Raw genomic sequence first — 26,276 nt, 5'->3', positions numbered from 1 at the left:
CACAGCTCGGCCTCGGCGACGCGCGCGGGCTCGCCGGCCGCCTCGCCCAGCAGCCGGGACCAGCGGCGGAACGACGTGCCGACCGGCGGCAGCTTCGGAGCGCGCCCCTGGACGACCGCGGCCCACGCCGCCTCCAGGTCGGGCAGCAGGATCCGCCAGGACACGCCGTCCACGGCCAGATGGTGTACGACGAGCAGCAGGCGCCCCGGACGGTCGGGCCCGGCGTCGAACCACACGGCGCGCACCATCACCCCGGCCGCCGGATCGAGCAGGCCGAGCACCCGGTCGAACTCCTCGGCCACGGCCGCGTGCAGGTCCTCGTCCCCGCTGACGTCCCGGCGGTCGAGCAGGTCGGCGGCGCGCACCTGGCCGGCCGGGCGGACGTCGAGGTCGGGGTCGGGGGTGAGCCGGGCCCGGAGCACGGCGTGGTGGTCGATCAGGGCCTGCAGGGCCTCGGTCAGGCGCGGGAGGCCGGCGCCGGCCGGGACCGTCAGCAGGACGGACTGGCTGAGCCGGTCGATCGGTCCGCCGCGTTCCAGCAGCCAGTGCATCACCGGGGTGAGCGGAGCCGTCCCCACACCGTCATCCTGCGCCTCCGTGCTGCCCGCTCCCACCGGCCCTCGGGCCACGGCCGCGAGCCCGGCCACCGTCTGACGCTCGAACACATCACGCGGGCTGATCAACACGCCGGCCTCCGTGGCCCGGCTCACCAGCCGGATCGAGGAGATGCTGTCCCCGCCGAGGGCGAAGAACCCCTGGTCGAGGGGGACGTCGGCCAGCTTGAGGAGGTCGCGGAAGAGTCCGGCGATGATCCTCTCGGCTTCCGTCGAGGGCTCCCGGCCACCCGGCGCCCCGACCGGATCGGGAGCGGGCAGCGCCTTGCGGTCCAGCTTGGCGTGCGGGGTCAGCGGCAGGGCGTCGAGGACGACGAGCGCCGACGGCACCATGTAGTCCGGCAGCGCCTGTTCCGCGTGCGCGCGCACGGCCGCCGGGTCGGGGGCGCGTCGGGGGTCCCGTGGAACGACGTACCCGACGAGGCGCCGCTCCGAGGGCTCGTCCTCCCGGACGACCACGGCCGCCCGGGCGACGTCCGGGTGCCGGGCCAGTACGGCCTCGATCTCGCCGGGCTCGATGCGGAAGCCGCGGATCTTGACCTGGTCGTCCGCCCGGCCCAGGTACTCCAGCTCACCCTCGGCCGACCAGCGCACCAGGTCGCCCGTCCGGTACATGCGTTCGCCGGGCACGCCGAACGGGTCCGCGACGAACCGCCCCGCCGTCGGTCCAGGCCGGCCCAGGTAGCCGCGAGCCACGCCCACCCCGGCGAGGTACAACTCGCCGACCGCGCCGGGCGGCACCGGCCGCATCCAGGCATCCAGCACGTGCGCCCGCGTGCCGGCCACCGGCCGGCCGATGGGCGGCGCCTGATCGCCCGACAACGGCACGCTGATCGTCGCGCACACCGTCGACTCGGTCGGCCCGTAGGCGTTGGCCATGAGCCGGTCCGGCGCCCACCGGGCCACCAGCTCGCCCGGGCACGCCTCCGCGCCCACGACCAGGGTCCGCAAACCGGGAAGGTCGCCGGTGGGAAGTGTCGCGAGCGCGGCGGGCGGTATGAGGGCGTGAGTGATCCCGCCCTCCCGCAGGGCCCGTTCGAGGGCCTCGCCGACCAGCGGGCCCGGCTCGGCCGGCACGACCAGCGTCCCGCCGGAGGCGAACGCCATCAGCAGTTCCATCACCGACGCGTCGAAGCCGGGCGCCGAGAACTGCAGCACGCGGGAGCCCGGGCCGAGTCCGAAGCGTTCGATCTGCGTCCGTGCCAGGGCGGCGAGCCCGCGGTTCTCCACGACGACGCCCTTCGGCACGCCCGTCGAGCCCGAGGTGTGGATGACGTAGGCGGTCTGGCGCGGGTGGTGCGCCGCCGGCAGTTCGCCCGCCGGGCCGTCCGCGTTCACGTCCTCGAGGACGTACGACGGACGGGCATCGCCCAGCAGAAAGTCGATGCGCTCGCGGGGCAGCCCGGGGTCCACCGGCAGGAACGCCGCACCGGCCAGCGCCACCGCCAGGACCGCGACGATCCGGTCGGCGCAACGCGGCATCAGCACCGCCACGACGTCACCGGGACCGACTCCGTGGCCGGCCAGCACGCGGGCCAACCGGTCGGCGCGCGCACCGAGTTCGGCGTACGAGAGCTCGTTCAGCGCCGGTGCGTCCGGACTGCGGCGTGCCTGCTCCCGGAACAGCTCGGCCAGGGAGGCCTCGGTCGCGTCGCCCGGGACGGTGTTCCACTCGTCGAGGCGTCGCAGCTCACCCTCGTCGAGGAGGTCGATGTCGCCGAGGCGCCGGTCGGGGTCGGCGGCGACGGCGGTCAGCAGACGCACGAGCCGCCGTGCGAGCCGCTCGGCCGTGTCGGGGTCGAACAGGTCGGTGCTGTACTCGGCGACGCCGTCGATGCCCGCCGGGGAGCCGTCGTCGTGACGGTGCTCGGTCAGGTACAGGGACAGCTCGAAACGGGCGGCCCCGGTCTCGACGGACTCGCGGGAGACCCGCAGGCCGGGCATCGAGAGGCCGGGCTCGGTCGTGTGGCCGGTGAAGGCCAGCATGACCTGGAAGAGGGGGTGGCGGGCGAGGGAGCGTTCGGGGCTGAGCGCGTCCACGAGGAGGTCGAAGGGCACGTCCTGGTGGGCGTAGGCGGCCAGGTCGACGTCCCGTACCCGGTGCAGGAGTTCGCGGAAGGAGGGATTGCCGGAGGTGTCGGTGCGCAGGGTGAGGCTGTTGACGAAGAATCCGACCAGGTCGTCCAGCCTGCCGTCGGTCCGCCCGGCGACCGGCGTGCCGAGGGGGATGTCGGTGCCGGAGCCGAGCCGGGTCAGCAGGGCGGCGAATCCCGCCTGGAGCACCATGAAGAGCGTGACTCGGGAGGACGCGGCCAGGTCGGCGAGCGCACCGTGCAGCTCCGCGTCGAGCGCGACGGCAGCGCGGTCTCCTCGACCGCTGGGCCCGGTGGGCCTCGGGCGGTCGGCCGGGAGGGGCAGCTCCTCGGGTGCTCCGCTCAACGCCTCCTTCCAGAAGTCGATCTGGCGCGCCATCAGTTCCGTGGGATCGTCCTCGGGGCCGAGCAGTTCGCGCTGGTGGCAGGCGAAGTCGGCGTACTGGACGGGCAGCGGCCGCCAGGCGGGCGAGTGGCCCGCCGACCGGGCGGCGTACGCCGTCTCCAGGTCGCGCATCAGCGGTGCCATGGACCAGCCGTCCACAGCGATGTGGTGGGCGAGCAGCAGCAGGACGTGCGTGTCGGCGCCGAGGTCGTACAGGGTGGCGCGCAGCGGCAGGTCGGTGGCCAGGTCGAAGCGGTGGCCCCCGGCGGCGGTGAGCAGCGCGGGCAGCTCGGCCTCGGTGGCCGATTCCGTCATCAGGGGCAGCCGTGCCGCGGCCGGGTCCAGGATCCGCTGGTAGGGGGTGCCCCGGACGTCCGGGTGGAGCGTGCGCAGGGGCTCGTGGCGGGCGACGACGTCGGTGAGCGCCGCCTTGAGGGCCTGCCGGTCGAGGGGTCCGGTCAGGCGCAGGGCCCAGGGGACGGTGTAGGTGGTGTGGCCGCCGTCGAGGCGGTTCATGAACCACAGGCGCTGCTGGGCGTAGGACAGCGGAAGCGGGTCCGGTCGCCGGTCCCGGCGCGTGAGCTCGGGCCGCCGCTCGTCCGCCGTCTCGTCCGCCCGGGCCGCCAGTCCGGCGGGCGTCGGGGTCTCGAAGACGGCTCGGACGGGCAGCGTGGTGCCGAGCGCGCCCTTGATCCGGTCGGCGAGCCGCATGGCGAGCAGCGAGTCGCCGCCGAGCTCGAAGAAGCCGTCGTCCGCGCCCACGCGATGGGCGTCGAGGCCGAGAACGTCGGCGAACAGGCCACACAGGATCTCCTCCTGCGGGGTGCGCGGGGCACGGCCTGTTCCCGCCCCGCTGTCGGCGGCGGGCAGGGTGGCGCGGTCCAGCTTGCCGTTGGCGGTCAGCGGCAGCCGGTCCAGGACCACGACGGCCGACGGAACCATGTGGTCCGGCAGCGTCCGGGCCGCTTGCCGCCGTACCGTCGCCGGGGCGGGGGCGCGGGAGGGGTCGGCGGCGACGACGTATCCGACCAGCCGTCCGTCGCGGACGAGTACGGCCGCCTGCGCCACCTCGGGATGGGCGGCGAGCGCCGCCTCGACCTCGCCGGGTTCGATGCGGAAGCCGCGGACCTTGACCTGGTCGTCCGCCCGGCCCATGTACTCCAGCTCGCCCTCGGACGTCCACCGGGCCAGGTCGCCCGTCCGGTACATGCGTTCGCCGGAGGTGCCGAACGGATCGGCCACGAACCGCCCCGCCGTGAGCCCCGGTCGGCCCAGATATCCGCGAGCCAGACCCGCACCGGCGACGTAGAGCTCGCCGGTCACACCCGGGGGTACGAGGCGGAGGCCGGCGTCCAGGACGTAGGCGCGCAGATCGGGGACGGTCCGGCCGATCCCGCTCACCCGGCCCGCGCTCAGCGGGAGTCCCGTGACGTGGACGGTCGTCTCGGTGATGCCGTACATGTTCACCAGGACGGTGCTGTCCTGCGGGTGGCGCGTGTACCACTCGGCGACCTGGGCCGGGTCGAGTGCCTCGCCGCCGAAGACGATGTACCGCAGCACCAGGTCGCTGGAGATACCCACCCGTAGCAGCTCGCCGAACGCCGACGGCGTCTGGTTCAGCACCGTGACCCGTTCGCGTGCGAGCAGCCGTACGAACTCCTCCGGCTCGCGGCTCACCTCGAACGGCACGATCACGAGCGTGCCGCCGTGCAGCAGCGCTCCCCACAGCTCCCAGACCGAGAAGTCGAAGGCATAGGAGTGGAACAGCGTCCACACGTCGTCCGGGCCGAAGTCGAACCAGTGCCGGGTCGACTCCAGCAGCCGGATCACGTTCCGGTGCGGTACGGCGACCCCCTTGGGCTGTCCCGTGGAGCCGGAGGTGTAGATGACGTAGGCGAGGTGATCGCCCGTCAGGTGCGGTGCGGGCAGAGACGCTGCCTCTTCGTGCGACTGCTCGCCCGGCACGACCACCGGGACCTCCGAGGCGGGCAGACGCGGAGCCACGTCCTCGGTCGTCACCAGCAGCACCGGCTCGGCGTCGGCGAGCATGAAGGCCAGCCGGTCCGCCGGGTACTCGGGGTCCATCGGCAGGTAGGCCGCACCTGTCCTGAGTACCGCCAGTACGGCCACCACCAGCTCCGGCGAGCGGGGCAGCGCGAGGGCGACCAGCCGCTCCGGTCCCGCGCCGCGGGCCGCCAGCAGCCGCGCGAGGCGGTCCGCGCGGGCGTCCAGTTCGGCATAGGTGAGCCGGGTGCCCTCGTACGCGACAGCGGTCGTGTCGGGGGTGCGGGCGGCCTGGCGGGCGAACAGCTCGGGCAGGGTGGCCTCCCGGGTGTGCCTGACGGGAGCCGCACCGAGTAGCCGTGCCCGCTCCCCCGGCAGCAGTACCTCCACCTCTCGGGCACGCCGATGCGGGTCGCTGACCAGCGCTTCCAGGGTGGCGGCGAAGCGGTCCAGCAGCGTGCGGGCACCGGATTCGTCGTACAGGTCGGGCCGGTAGGACAGGCGCAGGGCGAGGCGGCGGGCGGGCAGGACGGCGAGGGTGAGCGGGTAGTGGGTGGCGTCGCGGCCGGTGAGCTGGGTGACCCGGGACGCTCCGGGGCCGGCGGTGGCCGGGTGGTTCTCGAAGGCGAACAGGGTGTCGAAGAGTTCGCCGCTCACACCGGTGGCGCGGCGGATGTCCGCGAGGCCGAGGTGCTGGTGCGGGAGGAGGGCCGTCTGCCGGTCCTGGAGGCCGGTGAGCAGGTCGGCGACGGTGGCGTCGTCGTCCCAGCACACCCGCGTGGCCACCGTGTTGATGCAGAAGCCGACCATCGAGGCGATGTTGGGCAGCTCGGGCGGGCGGACCGTGACGGTCTGCCCGAAGACGACGTCGGTACGGCCGGTCAGTCGGCCCAGCAGCACGCCCCAGGCGCCCTGGACGAGGGTGTTGAGGGTGATGCCGAGGGAGCGGGCCGTGGTCTCGGCGGCGGCGGTCAGCCGCTCGGGGAGGTCGACGACGAGTTCCTCGGGCAGCACGGTGGTGGCGTCGACCCCGGTGGGGGTGAGCAGGGTGGGTTCGCCCGCCCCGGACAGCGCATCGCGCCAGGCCGTCTCGGCGGCGGTACGGTCCTGCCGGGCCAGCCAGGCGAGGTAGTCGCGGTAAGCGGGCGCCACCGGTAGGGCGGTGGGGTGCTCGACCTCGTACAGGGCGGTGAACTCGCGCACGAGCAGCTGCTTGGACCAGCCGTCGAGCAGGATGTGGTGGTTGGTGACGACCAGCCGGTGGCGGTCCGGGGACCAGCGGACCAGCAGGTACCTGAGGAGCGGCGGCTTCGTGAGGTCGAAGCGGCGGGTGCGCTCCTCGTCCAGCAGCCGCTCCCACTCCTTGTCGCGCTCGCTCTCGCCGAGGTCCGACAAGTCGGCCTCCGCCCAGGGCAGTTCGACGTCCGTGGGGACGATCTGCACGGGCTGCCCGGCCTCCCGGCGGCGGAAGCATGCCCGCAGGTTGGGGTGCCGGTCGAGCAGGGCCTGCCCGCAGGCGCGTACGGCGGCGGGGTCGACCGGGCCGGTCAGCTCCAGGATCTGCTGGGCCGCGTAGACGTCGGGTGACCGCTCGTCGTCGTAGAGGGCATGGAAGAGCAGCCCTTCCTGCAACGGCGACAGGGGCAGGATGTCGGCGATACCGGACCGAGTCACCGTGGGTTACCTCCACTCGCTACCGAACTCGGCTTCGAGTTCGTCGATCTCTGCTTGGGACAGGGCCACCAGGGGCAGGTCGGACGGAGTGTGTCCGCCCGCCGGGGTGCCGGCGGCCTGAGCGGCCAGTTCCGCGCACCACAGGTCGGCGAGGGCGCGCACGTCGTCCTCGGACCAGATGCCGGGGGCCCACGACCAGGTCGTGTCGAGCCGGCCGTCGGCGGTGGTCACGGCGGTGATCTCCAGGCCGTGCGCGACGGGCTGGGCGGGGTCGTGGGCCGCGCCCAGGTTCCGTGGCGATTCGGGTGCCACGGACCAGTCGGCTTCCCCCAAGTGGGCCGCGCGACCCAGGTAGTTGAAGCCGATCTGCGGGGCCGGAAGCGCGGCGAGGACCGGGCCGGTCTCCGGGTTGAGGTGCCGGAGGAGACCGTGGCCGATGCCGTGGTCGGGCACGGACCGCAGCTGTTCCTTGACGCTCTTGAGGACGCCGGCCGGATCGTCGAGGTCGACTCCGGCGAGGTCGAGCCGGGCCGGTACGACGCTGGTGAACCAGCCCACCGTGCGGGACAGGTCGACGCCGTCGGCGATCTCCTCGCGGCCGTGCCGCTCGATGTCCAGCAGGAGGGCCGGATGGCGCCGCCACCGGGCGAAGGCGGCGGCCAGCGCGGCGAGCAGCACGTCGTCGGGGCCCGCGTGGAAGGCGGCGGGCACGGTGGTGAGCAGCTCGGTGGTGACGTCTTTCGGGAGTTCCCGGGTGAGGTGGCGCATCGAGTCGGCCACGTCCCGCTCCGGGTCGGTGCGACGGGCGCCGAGCAGCGGATCGGGGTGGTCCAACGCCTCTTGCCATACGGCGAGTTCGGGCGCCCGCTCCCGAGCTTCCCGCTCCAGCAGGCGGGCCCAGCGCCGGAAGGACGTGCCCCGCGTGGACAGCTCCTCCTCGCGCCAGGCGGCGGCCAGGTCGAAGCGGAGGATGCTCCAGGAGACGCCGTCCACGGCCAGGTGATGGGCCGTCAGCAGCAGGCGGCCGGGGCGATCCGGTCCGGCATCGAACCAGACGGCGTGCAGCAACTTCTCTGTGTCCACCTGCGGTTGAGGAACAAGCCCGAAGTCCCCGTCCGGTACGGCGATCCGCTCCAGCAGCGCGCCCGCGTCCACGCTTCCGGGAGGTGGGATCACCGCCGGCCGGTCGTCCGCCGCGAGGCGCATCCGCAGGACATCGTGGTGGTCGACGAGCGCCTGGAGCGCCGCCGTCAGCCGCTTCTCGTCGGCGCCGGCGGGGGTGACGAGCAGCACGGACTGGCTGAACGAGCCGATGGGACCGCCGCGGTCGAGCAGCCGGTGCATCGCCGGGGTGAGCGGCAGTTCACCAACGGCCGGCTCCTGCTCCGCAGGCTGCTCGGGCGTCGGGCGGCCCGCCGCCAGCGCGGCGAGCGCGGCGACGGTCCGCTGTTCGAAGACGTCGCGCGGGGTCAGCCGCAGGCCCGCTGCGAGGGCGCGGCTCACGAGGTGGATGGAGGTGATGCTGTCGCCGCCGAGGTCGAAGAACCCGTCGTCGAGGCCCACGTCGGCGACGTCGAGCACCTCGGCGAACAGCTCCCGCAGGATCTCCTCCTGCGGGGTGCGGGGCCCCCGTTCCGCGCCCGGAGCCTCCCGGGCTGCGTCGGGCGCGGGCAGTGCGGCGCGGTCCAGCTTGCCGTTGGGCGTCATCTGCAGGGCGTCGAGGGCCACGAGCACCTCGGGGACCATGTGGGCCGGCAGCTGCCGGGCGGCGTGCGCGAGGAGGGCGGGGCGGTCGGTGTCGGTGGCCCCGACGACGTACCCGACGAGGCGTCGTACGCCCGCCCGGTCCTCCCGCACGACCACCGCGGCCTGGGTGACGGCGGGGTGGGCGGTGAGCACGCCCTCGATCTCGCCGGGCTCGATCCTCAGGCCCCGGATCTTGAGCTGCCCGTCGGCCCGGCCGCGCAGTTCCAGGGTGCCGTCGGCGCGGCGCACGGCCAGGTCGCCGGTGCGGTACATGCGCTCTCCGGGCGGCCCGAAGGGGGCGGCGACGAATCGCTGGGCGGTCAGCCCGGGACGGTTCCAGTAGCCGCAGGCCACATGGTCTCCGGCCACATACAGCTCGCCCTCGACACCGGCCGGTACGGGGTTCAGGCGCGCGTCCAGGACGTAGGCCCGGGTGTTCCACATGGGGCGGCCGATGGGCACCGGGCCGGTCGGGAGGTCCTCGCCGGGTTCGATGCGGTGGTCGGTGCAGCCGACGGTGAGTTCGGTCGGGCCGTAGTGGTTGATCAGGCGTACGTGCGGGTGGTCGCGGCGCCAGGCGCGCAGGGCCTCACCGACCAGGGCCTCGCCGCCCAGCATGAACTCCTCGGCGGGCGAGAGGTCGTGCGGCAGGGCGGGCAGCAGCGGGAGGTGGCTCGGAGTGGCCTTGAGGAAGGTGTAGCCGCCGGGCAGGGGCGCGGCGCCCGCCTCGTGGAAGGCGGCGATGTGGACGCGGCCGCCGGCGGCCAGCGCCCCGTGCAGGGTGGTGACAGTGGCGTCGAAGGACATGGTGGCGTGCAACAGCGAGGCGCCACGCAGGCTCGGGTAGGCCTCGACGCACCGGGCCACGTAGGTGGTGAGGTTGCGGTGCTCGACGACGACGCCCTTGGGGTGTCCGGTGGTGCCGGAGGTGTAGATCAGGTAGGCGGGGTCGGCGGGGCGGGCTTCGGCGAGGGGCGCGTCCGGATCGTCCGGGGTCGCATCGGGACAGACGATGGGCACGTCGACAGGACGCTGGTCCCGGGCGATGGCCGGGAGCCGGTCCCGGGCGATCACGCACACGGGCGCCGCATCGGAGAGCAGGTAAGCCGTGCGCTCGGCGGGATGCTCCGGGTCGAGCGGCAGATAGGCCGCGCCGGCCTTGAGTACGGCGAGCACGGCGACCGCGAGGTCGATGGACCGGGGCAGCGAGAAGGCGACGATCCGGCCCGGCCCGGCACCGTACGAGGTGAGAGCGCGCGCCAACCGGTCGGCGTGAGCATCGAGTTGACGGTACGTCAGCGAAGTCCCCGCGTCCGTCACCGCCACCGCGTCCGGCACCGAGGCGACACGCGCCTCGAACATCCGCGGGAAGGTGGTGTCCGGGACATCCCGTCCCGTGTCGTTGAACCCGGCCAGCAGGCACCGGCGTTCGTCCGCGCTCAGGATGTCGAGGGTGCCGATGGGCCGGTCCGGGGCGTCGACGGCGGCCCGCAGCAGCCGTTCCAGACGGGCGGCCAGTTCCTCGGCCGTACGGCGGTCGAAGAGGTCGGCGCTGTACTGGAGGACGCCCTCGATGCCGTCGCCGGAGCCGAGTTCGGCGAGGTTGAACGTCAGGTCGATCTTCGTGGCCCCGGTCTCCACGGGCACCGTCCGGGCGTCGAGCCCGGGCAGGTCGAGCCGGGGTCCGGTGGTGGGGCGGAAGGCGAGCATCACCTGGAAGAGCGGGTGCCGGGCCATCGACCGCGGCGGGTTGAGGGCCTCGACCAGCTGCTCGAACGGCAGGTCCTGGAGGGCGTAGGCCGCCAGGTCGGTTTCCCGTACCCGGGCCAGCAGTTCCTGGAAGGTCGGGTCGCCGGAGGTGTCGGTGCGCAGGACGAGGGTGTTGACGAAGCAGCCGACCAGGTCGTCGAGCACCTCGTCGGCGCGGCCCGCGACCGGTGTGCCGAGCGGAATGTCGGTGCCCGCGCCGAGCCGGGTGAGCAGGGCGGCGAGCCCCGCCTGCACGACCATGAACACGGTCGTCCCGCTCCCGGCGGCCAGCTCGCGCAGCCGCCGGTGCAGGGCGGCGTCCAGCCGGACGGGGATGTCGCCGCCCCGGTGGGTGGCACGGGCGGGGCGCGGCCGGTCGGCAGGGAGCGTGAGTTCGTCGGGGAGTCCGGCGAGTGCCTCGCGCCAGTGGGCGAGTTGACGTTCCTGGTCGGCGCCGAGGTGCTCGTGCTGCCAGGCGCCGTAGTCGCCGTACTGGAGGGGCAGCGGCGCCCAGTCCGGCTCCCGCGTGGCCAGCCGGGCCCGGTAGGCGGTCGCCAGGTCACGCAGGAGGGGGTCCAGCGACCAGCCGTCCGAGGCGATGTGGTGCAGGACGAGCAGCAGGACGTGGTCCTCGGGACCGAGGACGAGGAGATGCGCACGGAGGGGGATGTCCTCGGCGAGCTCGAACCCCTCCGCAGCCAACACCCCCAGTCTCTCGGGAAGTTCGGCCTCCGTGAGGTGCTCGACATGAGGCTCCGCCCGTACGGCGTCCAGCAGTCGCTGGCACGGAACCCCGTCGGCGTCCGGGTACACGGTCCGCAGGATCTCGTGCCGGGCGACGAGGTCGGCGAGGGCGGCGCGCAGGGCGTCCGGGTCCAGAGGGCTGCCGGTCAGCCGTACGGCGACCGGGATGTTGTAGGCGGCGCCGGGTCCCTCCAGCCGGTGCAGGAACCACAGCCGCCGCTGGGCCGACGACAGGGGGGCCTCGCCCGCCGTGGTGCGCGGGGCCGGCCTAGGGAGGGCGGGCCGTACGGCCGTCCCCGCACCGATCTGCCGGGCGAGCCCGGCCGGAGTGGGCGTCCGGAACACGTCGCGCAGCGTCAGCTCGGTGCCGAGCGTGGCCCGTACGCGGCCCAGGAGCCGCAGGGCGAGCAGCGAGTGGCCGCCGAGGGCGAAGAAGCCGTCGTGCGGGCCGGCCTCCGGCAGGCCCAGGACGTCCGCGAACAGGGCGCACAGGAGCTCTTCGTGCGGGGTGCGGGCGGCCTCTGCGCGTACGGTCGTCGCCGTCGGCGGGGCGGGCAGCGCGGCGCGGTCCAGCTTGCCGTTGGCGGTCAGCGGCAGCCGGTCCAAGGCGACGACGGCCGACGGGAGCATGTAGTCGGGCAACCGGTCGGCGAGGTGCTCGCGCAGGGCGTCCGGGGTCGGGTTCGCACCCTCGGCGGGGACCACGTAGGAGACCAGATACCGGTCGCGGTCCTCGCGGACGACGGCGATCGCCTGTGCGACCTCGGGATGGGCGGCGAGGGCCGTCTCGATCTCGCCGGGTTCGATGCGGAAGCCGCGCAGTTTCACCTGGCCGTCGGTGCGGCCGTGGAACTCCAGCTCACCGTCCGCGTTCACGCGCACCCGGTCGCCGGTGCGGTACATCCGGGCGCCTGGCGGGCCGTCGGGGTCGGCGACGAACCGTTCGGCGCTTGCGCCGGGGCGGCCGAGGTAGCCGCGGGCCACACCGGGACCGGCGACGTACAACTCCCCCACCGTGCCCGGCGGGACCGGACGGAGGGCGCCGTCGAGCACGTACGCGCGCATGCCGTCCAGGGGGCGGCCGATGGGCAGCGGGTCCGGGACGGGTGCCCCCGCTGGGCAGGGGCGGGTGGTGGCGAAGGTGGTCGTCTCGGTGGGGCCGTAGCCGTCGGTGACGGTCAGCTCGGGGCAGGCGGCCAGCACCCGGCGCACGGCGGACGCGGGGACGGCCTCGCCGCCGGTCCACACCTGCCGCAGCCCCGCGAAGCAGCCTGGGTCCTCCTCGGCGGCCAGCCGGAACAGCCCGGCGGTGAGCCACAGCGCCGTCAGCCCGTGCCGCCGCGTCAGACGGGCCACGGCGGCGGCGTCCACGTCCTCCTCCGGCCCGGCGACCACGGCCGCGCCGCCGCTCAGCAACGGCACCCACATCTCGTACGTGGAGGCGTCGAACGCGGTCGGCGAGTGCACCAGCACGCGCGCGTGGGCGCCGTCGGAGAAGGCCGAGTCGGTGGCGAGAGCGGTGACGTCGCGGTGGGTGACCGCCACGCCCTTCGGTGTGCCGGTGGAGCCCGAGGTGTAGCTGACGTAGGCCAGTCGGTCGGGGTGCACGGGCACGGCGGGGTCGGTGTCCGGCTCGTTGTCGAGCGTCGGGTCGGCGTCGGTGACGACGACAGGGCCGTCGTAGGTCTCCTCGGCTGTCTCGGTGAGCGCTGTATCGGTCAGCAGGGCCGCCGTGCCGGTCTCGGCGAGGATCCGCCGGGTGCGGGCGGCGGGGGCGTGCGGGTCGAGGCCGACGTAGGCGCCGCCCGCCTTGAGGATGCCCAGCAGCGCGGTGAGGAGGTGGTCGGAGCGGCGCATCAGGACGGCGACGCGGTCCTCGGGGCGGATACCGAGGGCGAGCAGTCGATGCGCCAGCCGGTTGGCGTCTGCGTTCAGCTGCCAGTAGTTCGTGGTGCGTTCACCGTGTATCAGTGCCGCACCGTCCGGATCGGCCGCGACGTGCGCCGCGAAGAGCTCCGGCACCGTCGCCCCTGCGTGCGCCTTCCCCCCGTCGAGGCGGCCCACCGCCCGCTCCTCCGGCAGCGTCAGCTCCACCCGGCCGACCGGAGTCGCCGGCTCCGCGGCGACGAACCGCTCCAGGGAGCTGACGAACCGCCGGTGGTGAGCGGCGAGTTCGGCGTCCGTGTAGTGGGCGGGACTCGCGTCGAGGTCGATGCGGATGCCGTGGCCGTCGGCGCGGTCGTACACGTTGACGGCGAGGTCCTCGACGGGCCCGGTGGACAGGTTGTGGCGCGTGGTCGGGTGCCCGGCGAACCGCAACTCAGGCCCGAAGGCCATGATGTTGACGACAGGCCCGAAGAACCGCCGCCCGTCCTGCGGCCAGTCCAGGTCCCGCCGCAGGTCCTCACCCCGGTACCGCTGGTGTGCCAGCAGCTCGCGGGTGGCGGTCGCGGTCTGCCGTACGAGGTCGTCGACGGCCGTGTCGGGCCGTACGGTCAGCCGCAGCGGGAGCACGTTGGACGCCATGCCCGGGGTGGCGAGTTCGGTGTCGCTCTCGCGGGCGGTGACGGCGAGGCCCAGGACGACGTCGCGGGCTCCGGTGAGCCGGTGCAGGTAGGCGGCGGTCGCGGCGAGGACGACGCGCGACCAGCGGGTGCCGGCGCGGTCGGCGACCGCGTGCACCAAGTCGCCTGCGGCTTCCGGGAGATGGCCGGTACGGCGGTGGAAGTGCTCGGCGACCTGCGGTGGCCGGGCTGACAGGCTCGCCGGCTCGGGTCGGTCGGTGAGGGCCTGTGTCCAATGGTCCCGGTCCGATGCGTGCCGCTCGCCCGCCCGGTAGTCGGCGTCCTTGGCGATCAGCGGGGCGAGGGGTGCCGGCGGCGGGGTCGGGGACGTATGGGTGTAGGCGTCGGCCACCCGGCGCGCGATGAGGGAGCAGCTGTACCCGTCGACCGCGATGTGGTGGTAGCGCTGGTACCAGATCCAGTGGGCGTCCGCCAGCTTCAGCAGCGCGTACCGGAAGAGCGGGCCCTGGTCGAGGTCGAACGGCGTGGCGAAGTCGGCGGCCATCCACGCCTCGGCGGCGGACCGGGATGCGGGTTCCCCGGCGAGGTCGACGACGGGCACGTCCCAGTCCGGGTCGGCTTCGACGAGCTGGCGGACGGTGTCGTCGTCAGCAGTGAACCGGACCCGCAGCGTCTCGGTCGCGTCCACCACCGCACGCACCGCCTCGCGGAAGCGCGCGGGATCGACGGGCCCGTGGATCTCGGTGTACTCGCCGACGTTGTAGGCGGGTCCGGCGGGGTCGAGCCGCTGCCCGAACCACATCGAGCGCTGGGCGGCGGACAGCTCCAGTACGACGGTCATCGGCCCTCCGTGGCGACGACGGCGCCTGCGCCCGTCAGCAGCCGTTCCACCTGCTCGGCGACAGCGCCCGGCCCGGCGTCCCGGCCGGGCCACGGGACGCGCAGCCACGGTTCGGCGGGCACGAGGGCGATGTCGCCGGCCTGACGGGCGCGGCCGCCGCCGGTGATGTTGAGGAGCACGAGTTCGTCTCCGCGCACCTGCCCGGCTTTGACGGCGTCCGCCAAGGCGGCCAGCGCGACCCCGGCGCCCGGCTCGATGTCGATGCCCTCGACCTCCTCGAAGAGGGCCATGGCGGCGATCGCGGCCTCGTTGTCCGCGCACAGGACGTCGCCGCCGCTCTCGGCGAGCACGTCACGGACGCCGCCGCGGACGGTGAACGGCGGGCGCCGGTTGGTCAGTTCGCGGGCGAGCGGCTCGTGTTCGCGGTGGGCCGGGGCCGGTCCCGCACAGTGCCAGGCGTCGTACAGGGGCGCGAAGGGCGCGTTCTGGCACATCAGCAGGCGCGGCAGCGGCTCGCCGCCGGGACGGACGCGGCGCGCGGCCTCGTGGGCGCCGATGGCTCCGGTGCCGCTGCCGACGGCCTGCACATAGGTCTCCGGCAGCCGGCCGAGCACCTCGGCGGCGGCCAGCATGACGGTGCCCAGGCCGTCGCGGCGGCCGACGTTGCGTGAGCCGCCCTCGGCGTGGTGGCCGGGGAGCGCGGCGAGCAGGTCGGCGCAGGCGATGGCGTCGCTGTAGGTGGCGGTGCCGTCGAGGACGACGAGGCGTACGCAGGGGTCGAGCGGGGTGGGGAAGCGCATCCGCTCCAGGGCCGGGGCGGGCACAACGAGCAGACAGGGCACCCGGTGCCGGGTGGCGGCCCAGGCGAAGGCCGCGGCGGTGTTGCCCGCCGAGGGGATCACCAGGACGGGCGGCGCGGCGGGCAGGCGGCCGAGGACGGTGTAGGCCTCCAGGTCCTTGAAGGTGCAGGTCGGCAACCGCGCCCCGCGTTCGGGCCAGTGGCCGTTGAAGGCGACCCAGAGCCGGTCGAGGCCGATGCGGTGGCCGAGCCGTCCGGCGCGGTACACGACCGGTCCCGGCACATCGGGGAAAGTGCGCGCCACCGGCAGCAGCGGGGCGTGCCGGAACAGCCCTGTGTTTTCGGCCTGCCGCGTTCCGGTTCTGTCGTACTCGGTGCGCAGGAATGCCGGTTCATGCCCGCGGGAGCAGTCGAGGAGGAGGCCGTCGTCGTCGTAGCGGATTCCGCACGAGGAACAGACAACCGTGTAGTGACGTGTTCCCGGGCGTACTCGGGACATGTTCCTTGCCTTCCGAAGTGCCGCGCATCGCTGCTCCATTGGAACCTGGTCTTCTAGGCTCGCGGGCGACGCGCAACTTACCTTTTCAAGAAGCCGAGTTGACACGTATGGGTCGGGAGAGAAACCAAGGAACAGACTGCGGACTGTTCAGTTCCGCTTCATCTCTCCGTATCCGCCGGGCGGTTGAGAAAGCATCGGCTGCGGAGATCATCCGAGGCGCATACGCCGTGACGAAAGGGTGGCGTAAATATGGGTGTCAATCCGATGCATACGGATGGGGAGGAGTGGGCACAAGTTTCTCCCTTGCTCCCGTCCCATGTTCCGGTTTCCTTTCTACCAACGAATCGCAAAACGCGGAAATTTAACTCGGTGGAAAAGACGGAACACCGGGCATACCCCGAGCCGACGCCCGAGTCGCTGCTGACGGCGTACCGGAAGATGGTCGTCGGGCGGCGCTTCGACGAGCAGGCGACGGCGCTCGCCCGGCAGGGCCGGCTCGCCGTCCATCCCTCCAGCCTCGGCCAGGAGGCCTGCCAGGTGGGCGCCGCGCTCGCGCTGCGCGCCACGGACTGGCTGTTCCCCACCTACCGCGACTGCGTCGCCCTGGTCAGCCGCGGCATCGACCCCGTCGAGGCGCTGACGCTGCTGCGCGGCGACGCCCACTGCGGCTACGACCCGCTGCGCCACCGCACCGCGCCGCAGTGCACCCCGCTGGCGACCCACGCGGCACACGCCACCGGTCTGGCCCACGGCGAGCGGCTCAAGGGCGCGGACACGGTCGCCCTCGCGCTCGTCGGCGACGGCGCCACCAGCGAGGGCGACTTCCACGAGGCGGTCAATCTGGCCGGGGTGCTGAAGGCTCCGGTGGTCTTCCTGGTGCAGAACAACGGGTACGCCATCTCGGTGCCGCTCGCCGCCCAGTGCGCGGCACCGGCCCTGGCGTACAAGGGGGTCGGTTACGGCGTCCGCTCCGAGCAGGTGGACGGCAATGACACCGCCGCCGTGCTGGCCGTACTGACCACGGCCGTCGAGGACGCCCGGGCGGGCGGCGGGCCTTGGCTCGTCGAGGCGCACACCTACCGCATGGCCCCGCACACCAGCGCCGACGACCCGTCCCGCTACCGCCCGGCCACGGAGGCCGAGCACTGGCAGGGCCACGACCCCATCGCCCGGCTGGAGGCCGCGCTGCGCGAACGCGGCCTGCTCACCGACACCGATGTGAAGGCCACGGCCGCCGAGGCGGAGGCGTACGCCGCCGATGTCCGCGAACGACTCGCCACCGACCCCGACTTGGCCCCGTCAACCCTCCTCGACCACGTGTTCAGCTCACCGACGCCTCACCTGAGAGAGCAACGGGCCGCCCTGCTGGCCGAGTTGGAGGGACGCTGACATGGCGGCCGGCACGGCACTGGCACAGGCGCTCAACACCGCGCTGCGGGACGCCCTCGGCGCGGACGAACGCGTCGTCGTCCTCGGCGAGGACGTCGGCCGCCTCGGCGGCGTCTTCCGGGTCACCGACGGGCTCGCCGACACGTTCGGCGACCGGCGCTGCTTCGACACCCCGGTGTCCGAGGCCGGCATCGCGGGCCTCGCCGTCGGCATGGCGATGGCCGGGTTCCGGCCGGTGGTGGAGATGCAGTTCGACGCGTTCGCGTACCCGGCGTTCGAGCAGATCGCCTCCCACATCGCCAAGACGCGCAACCGCACCCGGGGCGCCCTGGCGCTGCCGCTGGTCGTCCGGATCCCGTACGGCGGCGGCATCGGCGGCGTCGAGCACCACAGTGACTCCAGCGAGGCGTACTACGCGCACACGGCGGGCCTGAAGGTGGTGACCCCGGCGACGGCGGCGGACGCGTACTCGCTGCTGCGCGAGGCGATCGACGACCCGGACCCGGTGGTCTTCCTGGAACCCAAGCGCCACTACTGGACGAAGGAGAACCTCGAACTCCCGGTCCGCACCGAGCCGTTCGGCACCGCCGCGATACGCCGCCCCGGCCGCGACGCGACGCTGGTGGCGTACGGCCCGTCGGTCGCGGTGGCCCTGGAGGCCGCCGCAGCTGCGGCGGCCGACGGCATGGACGTCGAGGTGCTCGACCTGCGCACCCTCGTCCCGCTGGACGACCGTACGCTCACCGAGTCGGTACGGCGGACCGGCCGCTGCCTGGTGGTGCACGAGGCACAGGGCTTCGCCGGAGTCGGCGCGGAGATCGCGGCGCGGGTGCAGGAGCGGTGCTTCGACGCGCTGCGCGCGCCGGTGTTGAGGGTGACGGGGCTCGACATCCCGTATCCGCCGCCGCTGTTGGAGGGCGCGCATCTGCCGGGGGCCGGGCGGGTGCTCGCGGGTCTGCGCCGGCTGATGCCCGACAGCAGCACAGGGCACGTACGGCGAGCGGCTCCCGTCGCCTCTCCAAGAGCCCCCGCGGAACGGACCTTCGACCTGCCGGACCTGGGTGAGGGCCTGACCGAGGCCGAGGTGCTGGAGTGGAAGGTCGCCGTGGGCGACACCGTCGAGCACGACCAGGTCGTCGCCGAGGTCGAGACGGCCAAGTCCGCGGTGACACTGCCGAGTCCGTACGCCGGGACGGTGACCGCCCTGCACTGCCGGGCCGGTGAGGTCGTCGGAGTGGGGGCGCCGTTGCTGACGGTGACGGAGACGGGCTCGGGGGCCGTGCTCACCGGGTACGGGACGGCCCTGGCGCCGACGTGGCGCAGCCGCTCGCGGAGCGGGCAGCCCGGCGAGCAGCGCTCCCCGTTGGGCCCCGCCGCCGAGAAGTTCGTCCGAGGTCACCGCGACACTCCCGCCGTGACCATCTGGGCCGACACCGACGCCACCGCCCTGCTCACCGCACGCGCCGACCACGGCACAGGCCTGATGCCCCTGCTGGCCCGGGCCTGCCTCGCCGCCCTCGCCGCCTTCCCCGCGCTCAACGCCCGCGTCGACACCGACCGCGGGGAGCTGGTCCGCCTGCCCGACGTGCACCTCGGCTTCGCCGCGCAGACCGCGCACGGTCTGGTCGTGCCCGTCGTCCGGGACGCCGGCCGGCTGTCGCCCGAGGACCTCGCCGCCGAGCTGAGGCGCCTGACCGACCTGGCCCGGCGGGACGCGCTCCCGGTGGAGCACCGCACAGGCGGCACCTTCACTCTCAACAACTATGGCGTCTTCGGCGTCGACGGCGCCACCCCGATCCTCAACCACCCCCAGGCCGCCATGCTCGGCGTGGGCCGTATCACCGACCGCCCCTGGGCGGTGGACGGCCGCGTGGAGGTACGCGAGGTCGTCCACCTGTCGCTGACCTTCGACCACCGTGTCTGCGACGGCGGCACCGCGGCCGGTTTCCTCCGCCACGTCGTCGAGGGCATCACCGCTCCGGAAGGGGCCGCGGCTGACCGATGACGTCTCGGCATCATCACGCCGATGAGCCCTTACGTCTTCCTGCTGCTGGCGCTGCTGCGCCGGTACGAACCCGAGGCCCGCCTGGGCACGCTCATCGCCCGGCTGTCGATCTTCACGGTGCCGTTCCTCGCGGTGTGGCTCGTGATCCTGGGCATCTTCTACGGCTTCGACCTGCCGCTCGGCCCCGGCGCCCACATCGGCGTGAAATGACGGGCGCCGGGACCGCTGCGGGGAGGGGCCGCTGTGGCCGTCATGGCGATGACGGCCTTTCCGTTGCCGACCCCCCTCAGTCGTTCATGTTCATGAATAGGAATCAAGTACACGTCTATTGACGCGTTCACAGCAAGCATCTAGCGTCCCGGGAAAGCGCTTTCTCCCTCCGGATGCGATGCCCGGCCGGTTCACCCCGTTCACGTTCTCGAACCAGTCGCATCATCGCGCCCCGGAACCCGCAGAGGAAGGGTCAGCTCGACACCGTTCCACCGAACGCCTGGTCAGACGAGCCCACCTACCTGGAGACGAACGATGCAACTGAGACCCGTCATCGCGTGCGTCGGCCTGCTGGCCGGCACCCTCGTCGCGCTGTCCGGCACCACGGCACAGGCCGCCTCCACCCGCTATGAGGCCGAGACCTCTCCGGCGGTCTGTACCGGCACCATCGACTCCGACTGGGCCGGCTTCTCCGGCACCGGATTCTGCAACGCCGACAACACGGTCGGCGCCTACGCCCAGTTCACCGTGAACGCCCCCGCCGCGGGCACGGCCACCCTGAGGATCCGCTTCGCCAACGGCACCACCACCGCACGGCCCGCGAGCCTCACGGTGAACGGCTCCTCGGCCACGTCCGTGTCGTTCGAAGGCACCGGCGCGTGGGGAACGTGGGCGACGAAGACGCTCACGGTGCCGTTGAGTTCGGGCAGCAACACCATCCGGCTCAGCCCCACCGCCGCCGCCGGCCTGCCCAATGTCGACTACCTCGAGGTCGAGACGAGCGGCGGCACCCCGGCGCCGACGGGCCCCGCGCTGTACGTGGCGCCGAACGGCACCGACGGGGCGGCCGGAACGGAGTCGGCCCCGACGACGCTCACCTCGGCGATCTCCCGCATCACGCCCGGCGGGACGATCTACATGCGCGGCGGTACCTACCGCTACTCGCAGACGGTCACCATCCCGGCGGGCAACAACGGCACCGCGAGCGACCGCACCGAGCTGACCGCCTACCCGGGTGAGACGCCCGTACTGAACTTCTCGGCCCAGAGCGAGGCCACCTCGAACCGAGGGCTCGCCGTGAACGGGTCGTACTGGCACGTCAAGGGCATCGTCGTCGAGCGGGCCGGCGACAACGGGATCTTCGTCGGCGGCAGCAACAACGTCTTCGAGCGCACGGTGACCCGCTTCAACCGTGACACCGGGCTCCAGCTCTCGCGGATGCTCTCCAGCACCCCCAAGGACCAGTGGCCGTCCAACAACCTCATCCTGAGCGCTCAGTCGCACGACAACGCCGACTCCGACGGCGAGGACGCCGACGGCTTCGCCGCGAAGCTGACCTCCGGTCCCGGGAACGTCTTCCGCTACGCCGTGGCCCACAACAACATCGACGACGGCTGGGACCTCTACACCAAGAGCGACACGGGAGCCATCGGCGCGGTGACCATCGAGGACTCCCTCGCCTACGACAACGGCACCCTCAGCGACGGCTCCCAGGCCGGCAACGGCGACCGCAACGGCTACAAGCTGGGCGGCGAGGACATCGGGGTCAACCACGTCATCCGGCGCAACATCGCCTACAACAACGGCAAGCACGGGTTCACGTACAACAGGAACCCCGGCACGATGACGGTGTCGGACAACGTCAGCATCGACAACGAGGAGCGCAACTACTCGTTCGACGCCGGCACTTCGGTGTTCCGCAACAACACCTCGTGCCGCAGCGGCAGCGGGACGAACGACCGGATCGTCGGCAACGCCGACGGCTCGAACCAGTTCTGGTCCGGTTCGAACGGGTCCCGGTGCTCCTCCTACGCCGGCGCCCTGAAGTGGTCCTTCGCCTCGGACGGCCGCCTCGTGGTGACGTTCGGCTGACAGCCGAGTAAGCGACCGACGGCTACGGCCCCGGCCGGCTCATCCGGTTCCTCCGGACGAGCCGGCCGGAGTGGTCAGTGCGACTCACGGCTGACCTCCGAACCGCTGGAGCCGACGAGGAAGTCCAGGTCGGCGCCGGTGTCGGCCTGGAGGACGTGGTCGACGTAGAGGCGCTCCCAGCCGCGCCGGGGGTCGGCGAAGCCGGTGACGGTGGCCTGGTTCGGGGTCCTGCGGGCGAGTTCGTCCGCCGGGACCTCGACGTCGATGCGCCGGGCTTCGACGTCGAGGCTGATGACGTCTGCGGTGCGTACGAGGGCGAGGGGGCCGCCCGCTGCCGCCTCCGGTGCCACGTGCAGGACGACGGTGCCATAGGCGGTGCCGCTCATCCGGCCGTCGCAGACGCGGACCATGTCGCGCACGCCCTGTTCGAGCAGCTTCTTCGGCAGCGGCATGTTCGACACCTCGGGCATGCCCGGGTAGCCCTTGGGGCCGCAACCGCGCAGGACGAGGACGGAGTCGGCGTCGACATCGAGGTCCGGGTCGTCGATACGGGCGTGGAAGTCCTCGATCGAGTCGAAGACGACCGCCCGGCCGCGATGCCGCAGCAGGTGCGCGGACGCGGCGGCCGGCTTGATGAGCGCCCCGTCGGGGGCGAGGTTGCCGCGCAGGACGGCGATGCCGCCCTCGGCGACGAGCGGCTGTGAGCGCGTACGGATGACCTCGGAGTCCCAGATCGGAGCGTCGTCGAGGTAGTCCACCAGCGGCTTTCCGGTGACGGTCAGCGCGTCGGGGTCGAGCAGGTCGCGGACCTCGCGCAGGACGGCGAGCAGCCCTCCGGCGCGGTGGAAGTCCTCCATGAGGAAGCGGCCGGCCGGCAGCAGGTCCACCAGGACCGGCACGCGGGAGCCGATGCGGTCGAAGTCGTCGAGCGTCAGGTCGATGCCGAGCCGGCCGGCGATGGCCAGCAGGTGGACGACCGCGTTGGTCGACCCGCCGATGGCGGCCAGCGCCACGATCGCGTTGTGGAAGGACGCCTCGGTCAGGAAGGTGCCCGGCCTGCGGTCGGCGGCCACCATGTCGACGGCCAGCCGGCCGGTGCCGTGGGCGGCCTCCAGCAGACGGCTGTCCGGCGCGGGGGTGCCGGCGACTCCCGGGACGACCGTGCCCAGCGCCTCCGCCACCAGTGCCATCGTCGAGGCGGTGCCCATGGTGTTGCAGTGGCCGCGGCTGCGGATCATCGCCGACTCGGAGCGGGTGAACTGCTCCTGGGAGAGCTTTCCGGCCCGCACCTCCTCCGACAGCCGCCATACGTCGGTGCCGCAGCCCAGCGGCTCACCGCGGAAGGTCCCGGTCAGCATCGGGCCGCCGGGCACGACGACGGCGGGCAGATCCACCGAGGCGGCGGCCATCAGCAGGGACGGGATGGTCTTGTCGCAGCCTCCGAGCAGGACGACGCCGTCGATGGGGTTGGCCCGCAGCATCTCCTCCGTTGCCATCGCCGCCATGTTGCGCCAGAGCATGGCGGTGGGCCGCAACTGCGTCTCCCCCAGCGACACCACGGGCAGGTCCAGCGGAATCCCGCCCGCCTCGTACACGCCGTCGCGGACGGAGGAGGCCACCTCGGTCAGGTGTGCGTTGCACGGGGTCAGGTCCGAGGCGGTGTTGGCGATGGCGATCTGCGGACGGCCGCTGAAGGCGTCGCCCGGGACGCCGCGGCGCATCCACGCCCGGTGGATGTAGGCGTTGCGGTCCTGACCCTCGTACCACTGCGCGCTGCGGAGCTTCACGGCCCGACTCCCTCATGTCCGAGGCTTTCCAGTAATCGGTACGGTGGTCTATTCTCCGGAACGCCGTGGAGCATACGCAGACGTACGACGGATCAACAGACCCCGGGGGAGCCGGCCCGCTACCCCGACGGTGTGGGGCTGAAGGAGCCACCCGTCTCATGCGCGCCTTCGTCCTGACCTGCCCCGGCCAGTACGAAGTCCAGGAGGTCCCGGCGCCGGTGGCGACCCCCGGCGAAGTCGTCGTCGACGTCGAGCGGGTCGGCGTGTGCGGCACCGACGTGGAGTTCTTCACCGGCGAGATGGCCTACCTCCACCAAGGGCACTCCACCTACCCGATGCGGCTGGGCCACGAGTGGGCCGGGCGCGTGGCCGCCGTCGGCGACGGCGTCGACCCCGCCTGGCTCGGCCGGCGGGTCATGGGCGACACCATGCTCGGCTGCCGCACCTGCCGCCGCTGTCTGCGGGGCCACCAGCACGTGTGTGAGAAGCGGCAGGAAGTCGGTGTACGCGGCGGGCGGGCCGGCGCCCTGGCGGAGCAACTCGCGGTGCCCGCCTCCTCGTTGCACGCCCTGCCCGACACCGTCGACGCCGAACTCGGCGCACTGGTGGAGCCAGGCGGCAACGCCCTTCGCGCCGCTCAGGCCGCCGAGTTGCAGCCCGGAGACCGGGCACTGATCCTCGGCCCGGGCACCATCGGCCTGTTGGTCGCGATGTTCGCCCGGGCCGCCGGTGCTCAGGTACACCTGATGGGCCGTACCGACAGTTCGCTGGCCTTCGCCCGCGAGGTGGGCTTCGAGCACGCGTGGCCGGAGGACTCCGTCCCGGACCTGCCGTTCGACGCGGTCATCGACGCCTCGAACTCCCCTCAACTGCCTGCACTGGCCCTGGAGTTGGTGGAACCAGCCAGCCGTGTCGTCTACATCGGGCTGGCGGGTGAGCCCAGCCGCATCGACACCCGCACGCTCGCCCTCAAGGACGTCACCGCGGTCGGCATCCTGTCCGCCTCCCCCGGCCTCGACGCGACCATCCGGGCGTACGCAGACGGCTCCGTCGATCCGAGGCCACTCGTCGCCGCGACCGTCGGCCTGGAGCAGGTCGGCCCCGTCCTCGCCGGTGAGCGCCCGCCGGGCGCCGGGCCGGGACCGAAGATCCACATCGACCCGCGCCTGAACCAGCGGCGGGTGCCGTGAAGGCCGAGTTCCCGTGGGCGATGTGCGGGCCCTCGTCGACCTCACCGCGGATCACGTGTACGACGGCCACCGGAGCGGTACCTCCTCGGCGGGACCGTCGAAGGTGTCACCGGACCCGGCCAGGGCCCGGATCTGCTCGCGTGCGCTTGTCACGACAACCCACCTCAATCAGCTACAAGGGGTTCATTCTTCGCGAGGTACGACGACTCGATCGCGTCCAGATTTCCGCGCAGCTCCTTCGGCGTGCCGGTCATGACGACGCGCCCGCGGCGCAGGACGTACACGCGGTCGGCGATGTCCAGCACCTTGCGCACATGCTGTTCGACCAGCAGCGCGCCCAGGCCGCGGTCGGCCGCCTCCCGCACCGCCCGCAGGAGGCGGTCGACGACGAGAGGGGCGAGACCGAGCGACAGTTCGTCCGCGAGGAGCAGCTTCGGGGTGCGGCACAACGCGCGCGCCAGCGACAGCATCTGCTGCTCGCCGCCGGACAGCATGCCCGCACCGGTCCTCAGGCGCTTTTCGAGTTCGGGGAAGAGTGCGAGGGCCCGCTCCGTCGTCACCCGGCCGACCCGGAGGTTGTCCGCGGTGTCGAGGCGGGTGAAGACGGCCCGCTCACCGACGTACGCCAGGCCCTGGCGCGCGCGGCGGTGCAGCGGTGCGTGGCCGGTGTCGCCCAGCCAGCGCACGTCGCCGCTCATCGGGGCGAGGTCGCCCGCCAGAACTCTGAGGGTGGTCGTCTTGCCCGCGCCGTTGGGGCCGAGCAGGGCGACGACCTCGCCGGGCCGGACCTCCAAGTCGAGGTCGCGTACGACGGGTTGGGTGCCGTATCCGGCGCAGAGGGCGCGGGCCTCGATCAGGGGTGCCGGGTCCGGCGCGAGTGCCGCGCCGGGACGGTCATGTCCGTTGTCGTGCACGGACGTTCTCCTTCGACTCAGCCGGCCGGCTTGGCCGTCAGCACCTTCCGGACGTCGACGAAGGTCGACCCGGACTCGGCCCACTCGATCTTGCCGTCGCGGATGGTCAGTTCGGTGGCGGTGGTGTTGTGGATACGGTTCAGGCCCTTGATCGGCAGGGCCGTCGACGTCTTCCAGTTCAGCGCCGGGGTGAGGCCCCCGGTGTCGATACCCGAGGTGGTGTTCAGCTCCTGCACCAGCGCCTCGGCCGAGATGGTCGGCAGCTTCTTGGCGGCCTCGGTGAAGACCTTGAACGCCACCCAGGCGGTCGCGTTGGCGCCGCTGGTGATGTCGATGTCCTTGCCCTTGGTGGCTTCGACGAAGTCCTTCCAGGCGGCGTCGGAGACCGGCGGGTAGTAGCCGGTGATGGCGGAGCCCTCCAGCGGGCTGCCGGCGCCACCGGTGCTCTCGGCCAGTTCCGGGGTGAGGTTGCCGACGACGCTGCCCAGCTTCGTCTTCGCGCCGGACTGCACGTACGACGTCACGAACAGGTCCGAGTGCGTGCCGAGGATGACGCTCACGCAGTCGCTGCCCTTGGTGGCGGCGGCGACCTGCGGGGCGAGGTCGGTGGCGGTGACCGGCACCTTGAGGTCCTTGGGCGGCGCGCCACCGGCAGAGGTCACGCCGAGCGTGAGGAACTTCGAGACGATGGCGGCGGCGGCCACGTCGTACCGCACGCCGGAGATCTTCTCGCACCCCTCCTCCACCAGTTGCCGCCCGTGTGCCGCGAACACCACCGGGGTGCCGCCGTTGACCGGGAACGACAGCGGATTGGAGAACTCCGCCGCCGAGACACCGGTCCCCCCGATGTAGGGGATGCCGGCCTTCTGAAGGATCGGCATGAAGCGGTCCCCGGCCAGGCTGTAGGAGCCGACGACCGCGACCACCTTCTCGGCGACCGCCTGCTGTGCGCACTTCTCGGCCTCGGCGGCGTCGTTCTTCTCGTTGCAGGTGATCACCTTCAGCGGGCCGCCCTTGATGCCGCCGTTGTCGTTGATCCACTTCTCGTCGGGCACGGGCGGTGAGCCGGATCCCCGGCTGGGCGCTGCCCTGGGTGTTCTCCGGGGCCCAGACCATCACCTTCACCGGGCTGCCCTTCAGCGAGGTCGTTTCCGTCGTGCTGCTGGACGCCTCTCCCCCGCAGCCGGCTGCCAGCAGGGCTCCGGTCGCCGCGAGACAGCCCGCCGCGGCGGTTCT

General features: G+C 72.9%; 10 protein-coding genes and 1 pseudogene. 5 read left to right on the top strand and 6 right to left on the bottom strand.

Going from position 1 to position 26,276, the window contains the following annotated elements:
• The 3 genes from CLM62_RS29795 to CLM62_RS29785 all read right to left on the bottom strand — a co-directional run.
• A partial coding sequence (locus CLM62_RS29795) for a non-ribosomal peptide synthetase (protein WP_095752987.1) occupies window positions 1-6,770 on the bottom strand: 6,770 nt, incomplete at its 3' end.
• Between the two features lie 6 nt (window positions 6,771-6,776).
• The gene (locus tag CLM62_RS29790) at window positions 6,777-14,375 is read right to left on the bottom strand and encodes a non-ribosomal peptide synthetase (RefSeq protein ID WP_095752986.1); all 7,599 of its coding nucleotides are present in this window, start codon (window positions 14,373-14,375) and stop codon (window positions 6,777-6,779) included.
• Window positions 14,372-15,673, bottom strand: a complete 1,302-nt coding sequence (locus CLM62_RS29785; RefSeq protein WP_095752985.1) for a cysteate synthase — start codon at window positions 15,671-15,673, stop codon at window positions 14,372-14,374. The genes CLM62_RS29790 and CLM62_RS29785 overlap by 4 nt, the downstream gene beginning before the upstream one ends.
• A gap of 249 nt (window positions 15,674-15,922) precedes the next feature.
• Here CLM62_RS29785 and CLM62_RS29780 point away from each other — a divergent pair, with 249 nt between their 5' ends.
• From CLM62_RS29780 to CLM62_RS29765, 4 genes and pseudogenes are all read left to right on the top strand, one after another.
• A complete protein-coding gene (locus CLM62_RS29780) occupies window positions 15,923-17,062 on the top strand; it encodes a thiamine pyrophosphate-dependent enzyme (protein ID WP_373559198.1) in 1,140 nt (379 codons plus the stop codon).
• A gap of 1 nt (window position 17,063) precedes the next feature.
• Window positions 17,064-19,067: a 2-oxo acid dehydrogenase subunit E2 gene (locus CLM62_RS53215; RefSeq protein ID WP_095752984.1), complete on the top strand. Its 2,004-nt coding sequence runs from the start codon at window positions 17,064-17,066 to the stop codon at window positions 19,065-19,067.
• A 9-nt stretch (window positions 19,068-19,076) separates the two neighbouring features.
• A pseudogene (locus tag CLM62_RS29770) lies at window positions 19,077-19,277 on the top strand (AbgT family transporter); the annotation flags it as partial.
• Between the two features lie 315 nt (window positions 19,278-19,592).
• Window positions 19,593-21,149 (top strand): carbohydrate-binding protein, encoded by a 1,557-nt coding sequence (locus CLM62_RS29765; protein ID WP_095752983.1) that lies wholly within the window; start codon window positions 19,593-19,595, stop codon window positions 21,147-21,149.
• A 74-nt stretch (window positions 21,150-21,223) separates the two neighbouring features.
• On the opposite strand, the gene CLM62_RS29760 is transcribed toward CLM62_RS29765, so the two are convergent.
• Window positions 21,224-22,936 carry an IlvD/Edd family dehydratase gene (locus CLM62_RS29760; RefSeq protein WP_095752982.1) on the bottom strand — a complete coding sequence of 571 codons (1,713 nt, stop codon included), beginning with the start codon at window positions 22,934-22,936 and terminating at the stop codon, window positions 21,224-21,226.
• 158 nt (window positions 22,937-23,094) lie between these two features.
• Here CLM62_RS29760 and CLM62_RS29755 point away from each other — a divergent pair, with 158 nt between their 5' ends.
• Entirely contained in the window at window positions 23,095-24,126 is a 1,032-nt protein-coding gene (locus tag CLM62_RS29755) for a zinc-binding dehydrogenase (RefSeq protein ID WP_095752981.1), read from the top strand.
• Between the two features lie 164 nt (window positions 24,127-24,290).
• Here the strand turns inward: CLM62_RS29755 and CLM62_RS29750 are convergent, their stop codons facing one another.
• Both CLM62_RS29750 and CLM62_RS29745 read right to left on the bottom strand, forming a co-directional pair.
• Window positions 24,291-25,040: an ABC transporter ATP-binding protein gene (locus CLM62_RS29750; protein ID WP_095752980.1), complete on the bottom strand. Its 750-nt coding sequence runs from the start codon at window positions 25,038-25,040 to the stop codon at window positions 24,291-24,293.
• Window positions 25,041-25,057: 17 nt separating this feature from the next.
• A complete protein-coding gene (locus tag CLM62_RS29745) occupies window positions 25,058-26,095 on the bottom strand; it encodes an ABC transporter substrate-binding protein (RefSeq protein WP_257004167.1) in 1,038 nt (345 codons plus the stop codon).
• Window positions 26,096-26,276 lie beyond the last annotated feature (181 nt).

Origin of the sequence: Streptomyces sp. SA15 (assembly GCF_002291145.1) — a bacterium.
In the GTDB taxonomy this organism is placed as follows: domain Bacteria; phylum Actinomycetota; class Actinomycetes; order Streptomycetales; family Streptomycetaceae; genus Streptomyces.
The sequence above is the reverse complement of the archived record's forward strand: the minus strand, read 5'-3'. Positions and strand labels throughout refer to the sequence as shown.

Excerpts from the sequence above, each read along its gene's own strand:
- CLM62_RS29790 (WP_095752986.1), bottom strand. The coding sequence starts at position 14,375 with ATGACCGTCGTACTGGAGCTGTCCGCCGCCCAGCGCTCGATGTGGTTC.
- CLM62_RS29785 (WP_095752985.1), bottom strand. The coding sequence starts at position 15,673 with ATGTCCCGAGTACGCCCGGGAACACGTCACTACACGGTTGTCTGTTCC.
- CLM62_RS29780 (WP_373559198.1), top strand. The coding sequence starts at position 15,923 with ATGGGTGTCAATCCGATGCATACGGATGGGGAGGAGTGGGCACAAGTT.
- CLM62_RS53215 (WP_095752984.1), top strand. The coding sequence starts at position 17,064 with ATGGCGGCCGGCACGGCACTGGCACAGGCGCTCAACACCGCGCTGCGG.
- CLM62_RS29765 (WP_095752983.1), top strand. The coding sequence starts at position 19,593 with ATGCAACTGAGACCCGTCATCGCGTGCGTCGGCCTGCTGGCCGGCACC.
- CLM62_RS29755 (WP_095752981.1), top strand. The coding sequence starts at position 23,095 with ATGCGCGCCTTCGTCCTGACCTGCCCCGGCCAGTACGAAGTCCAGGAG.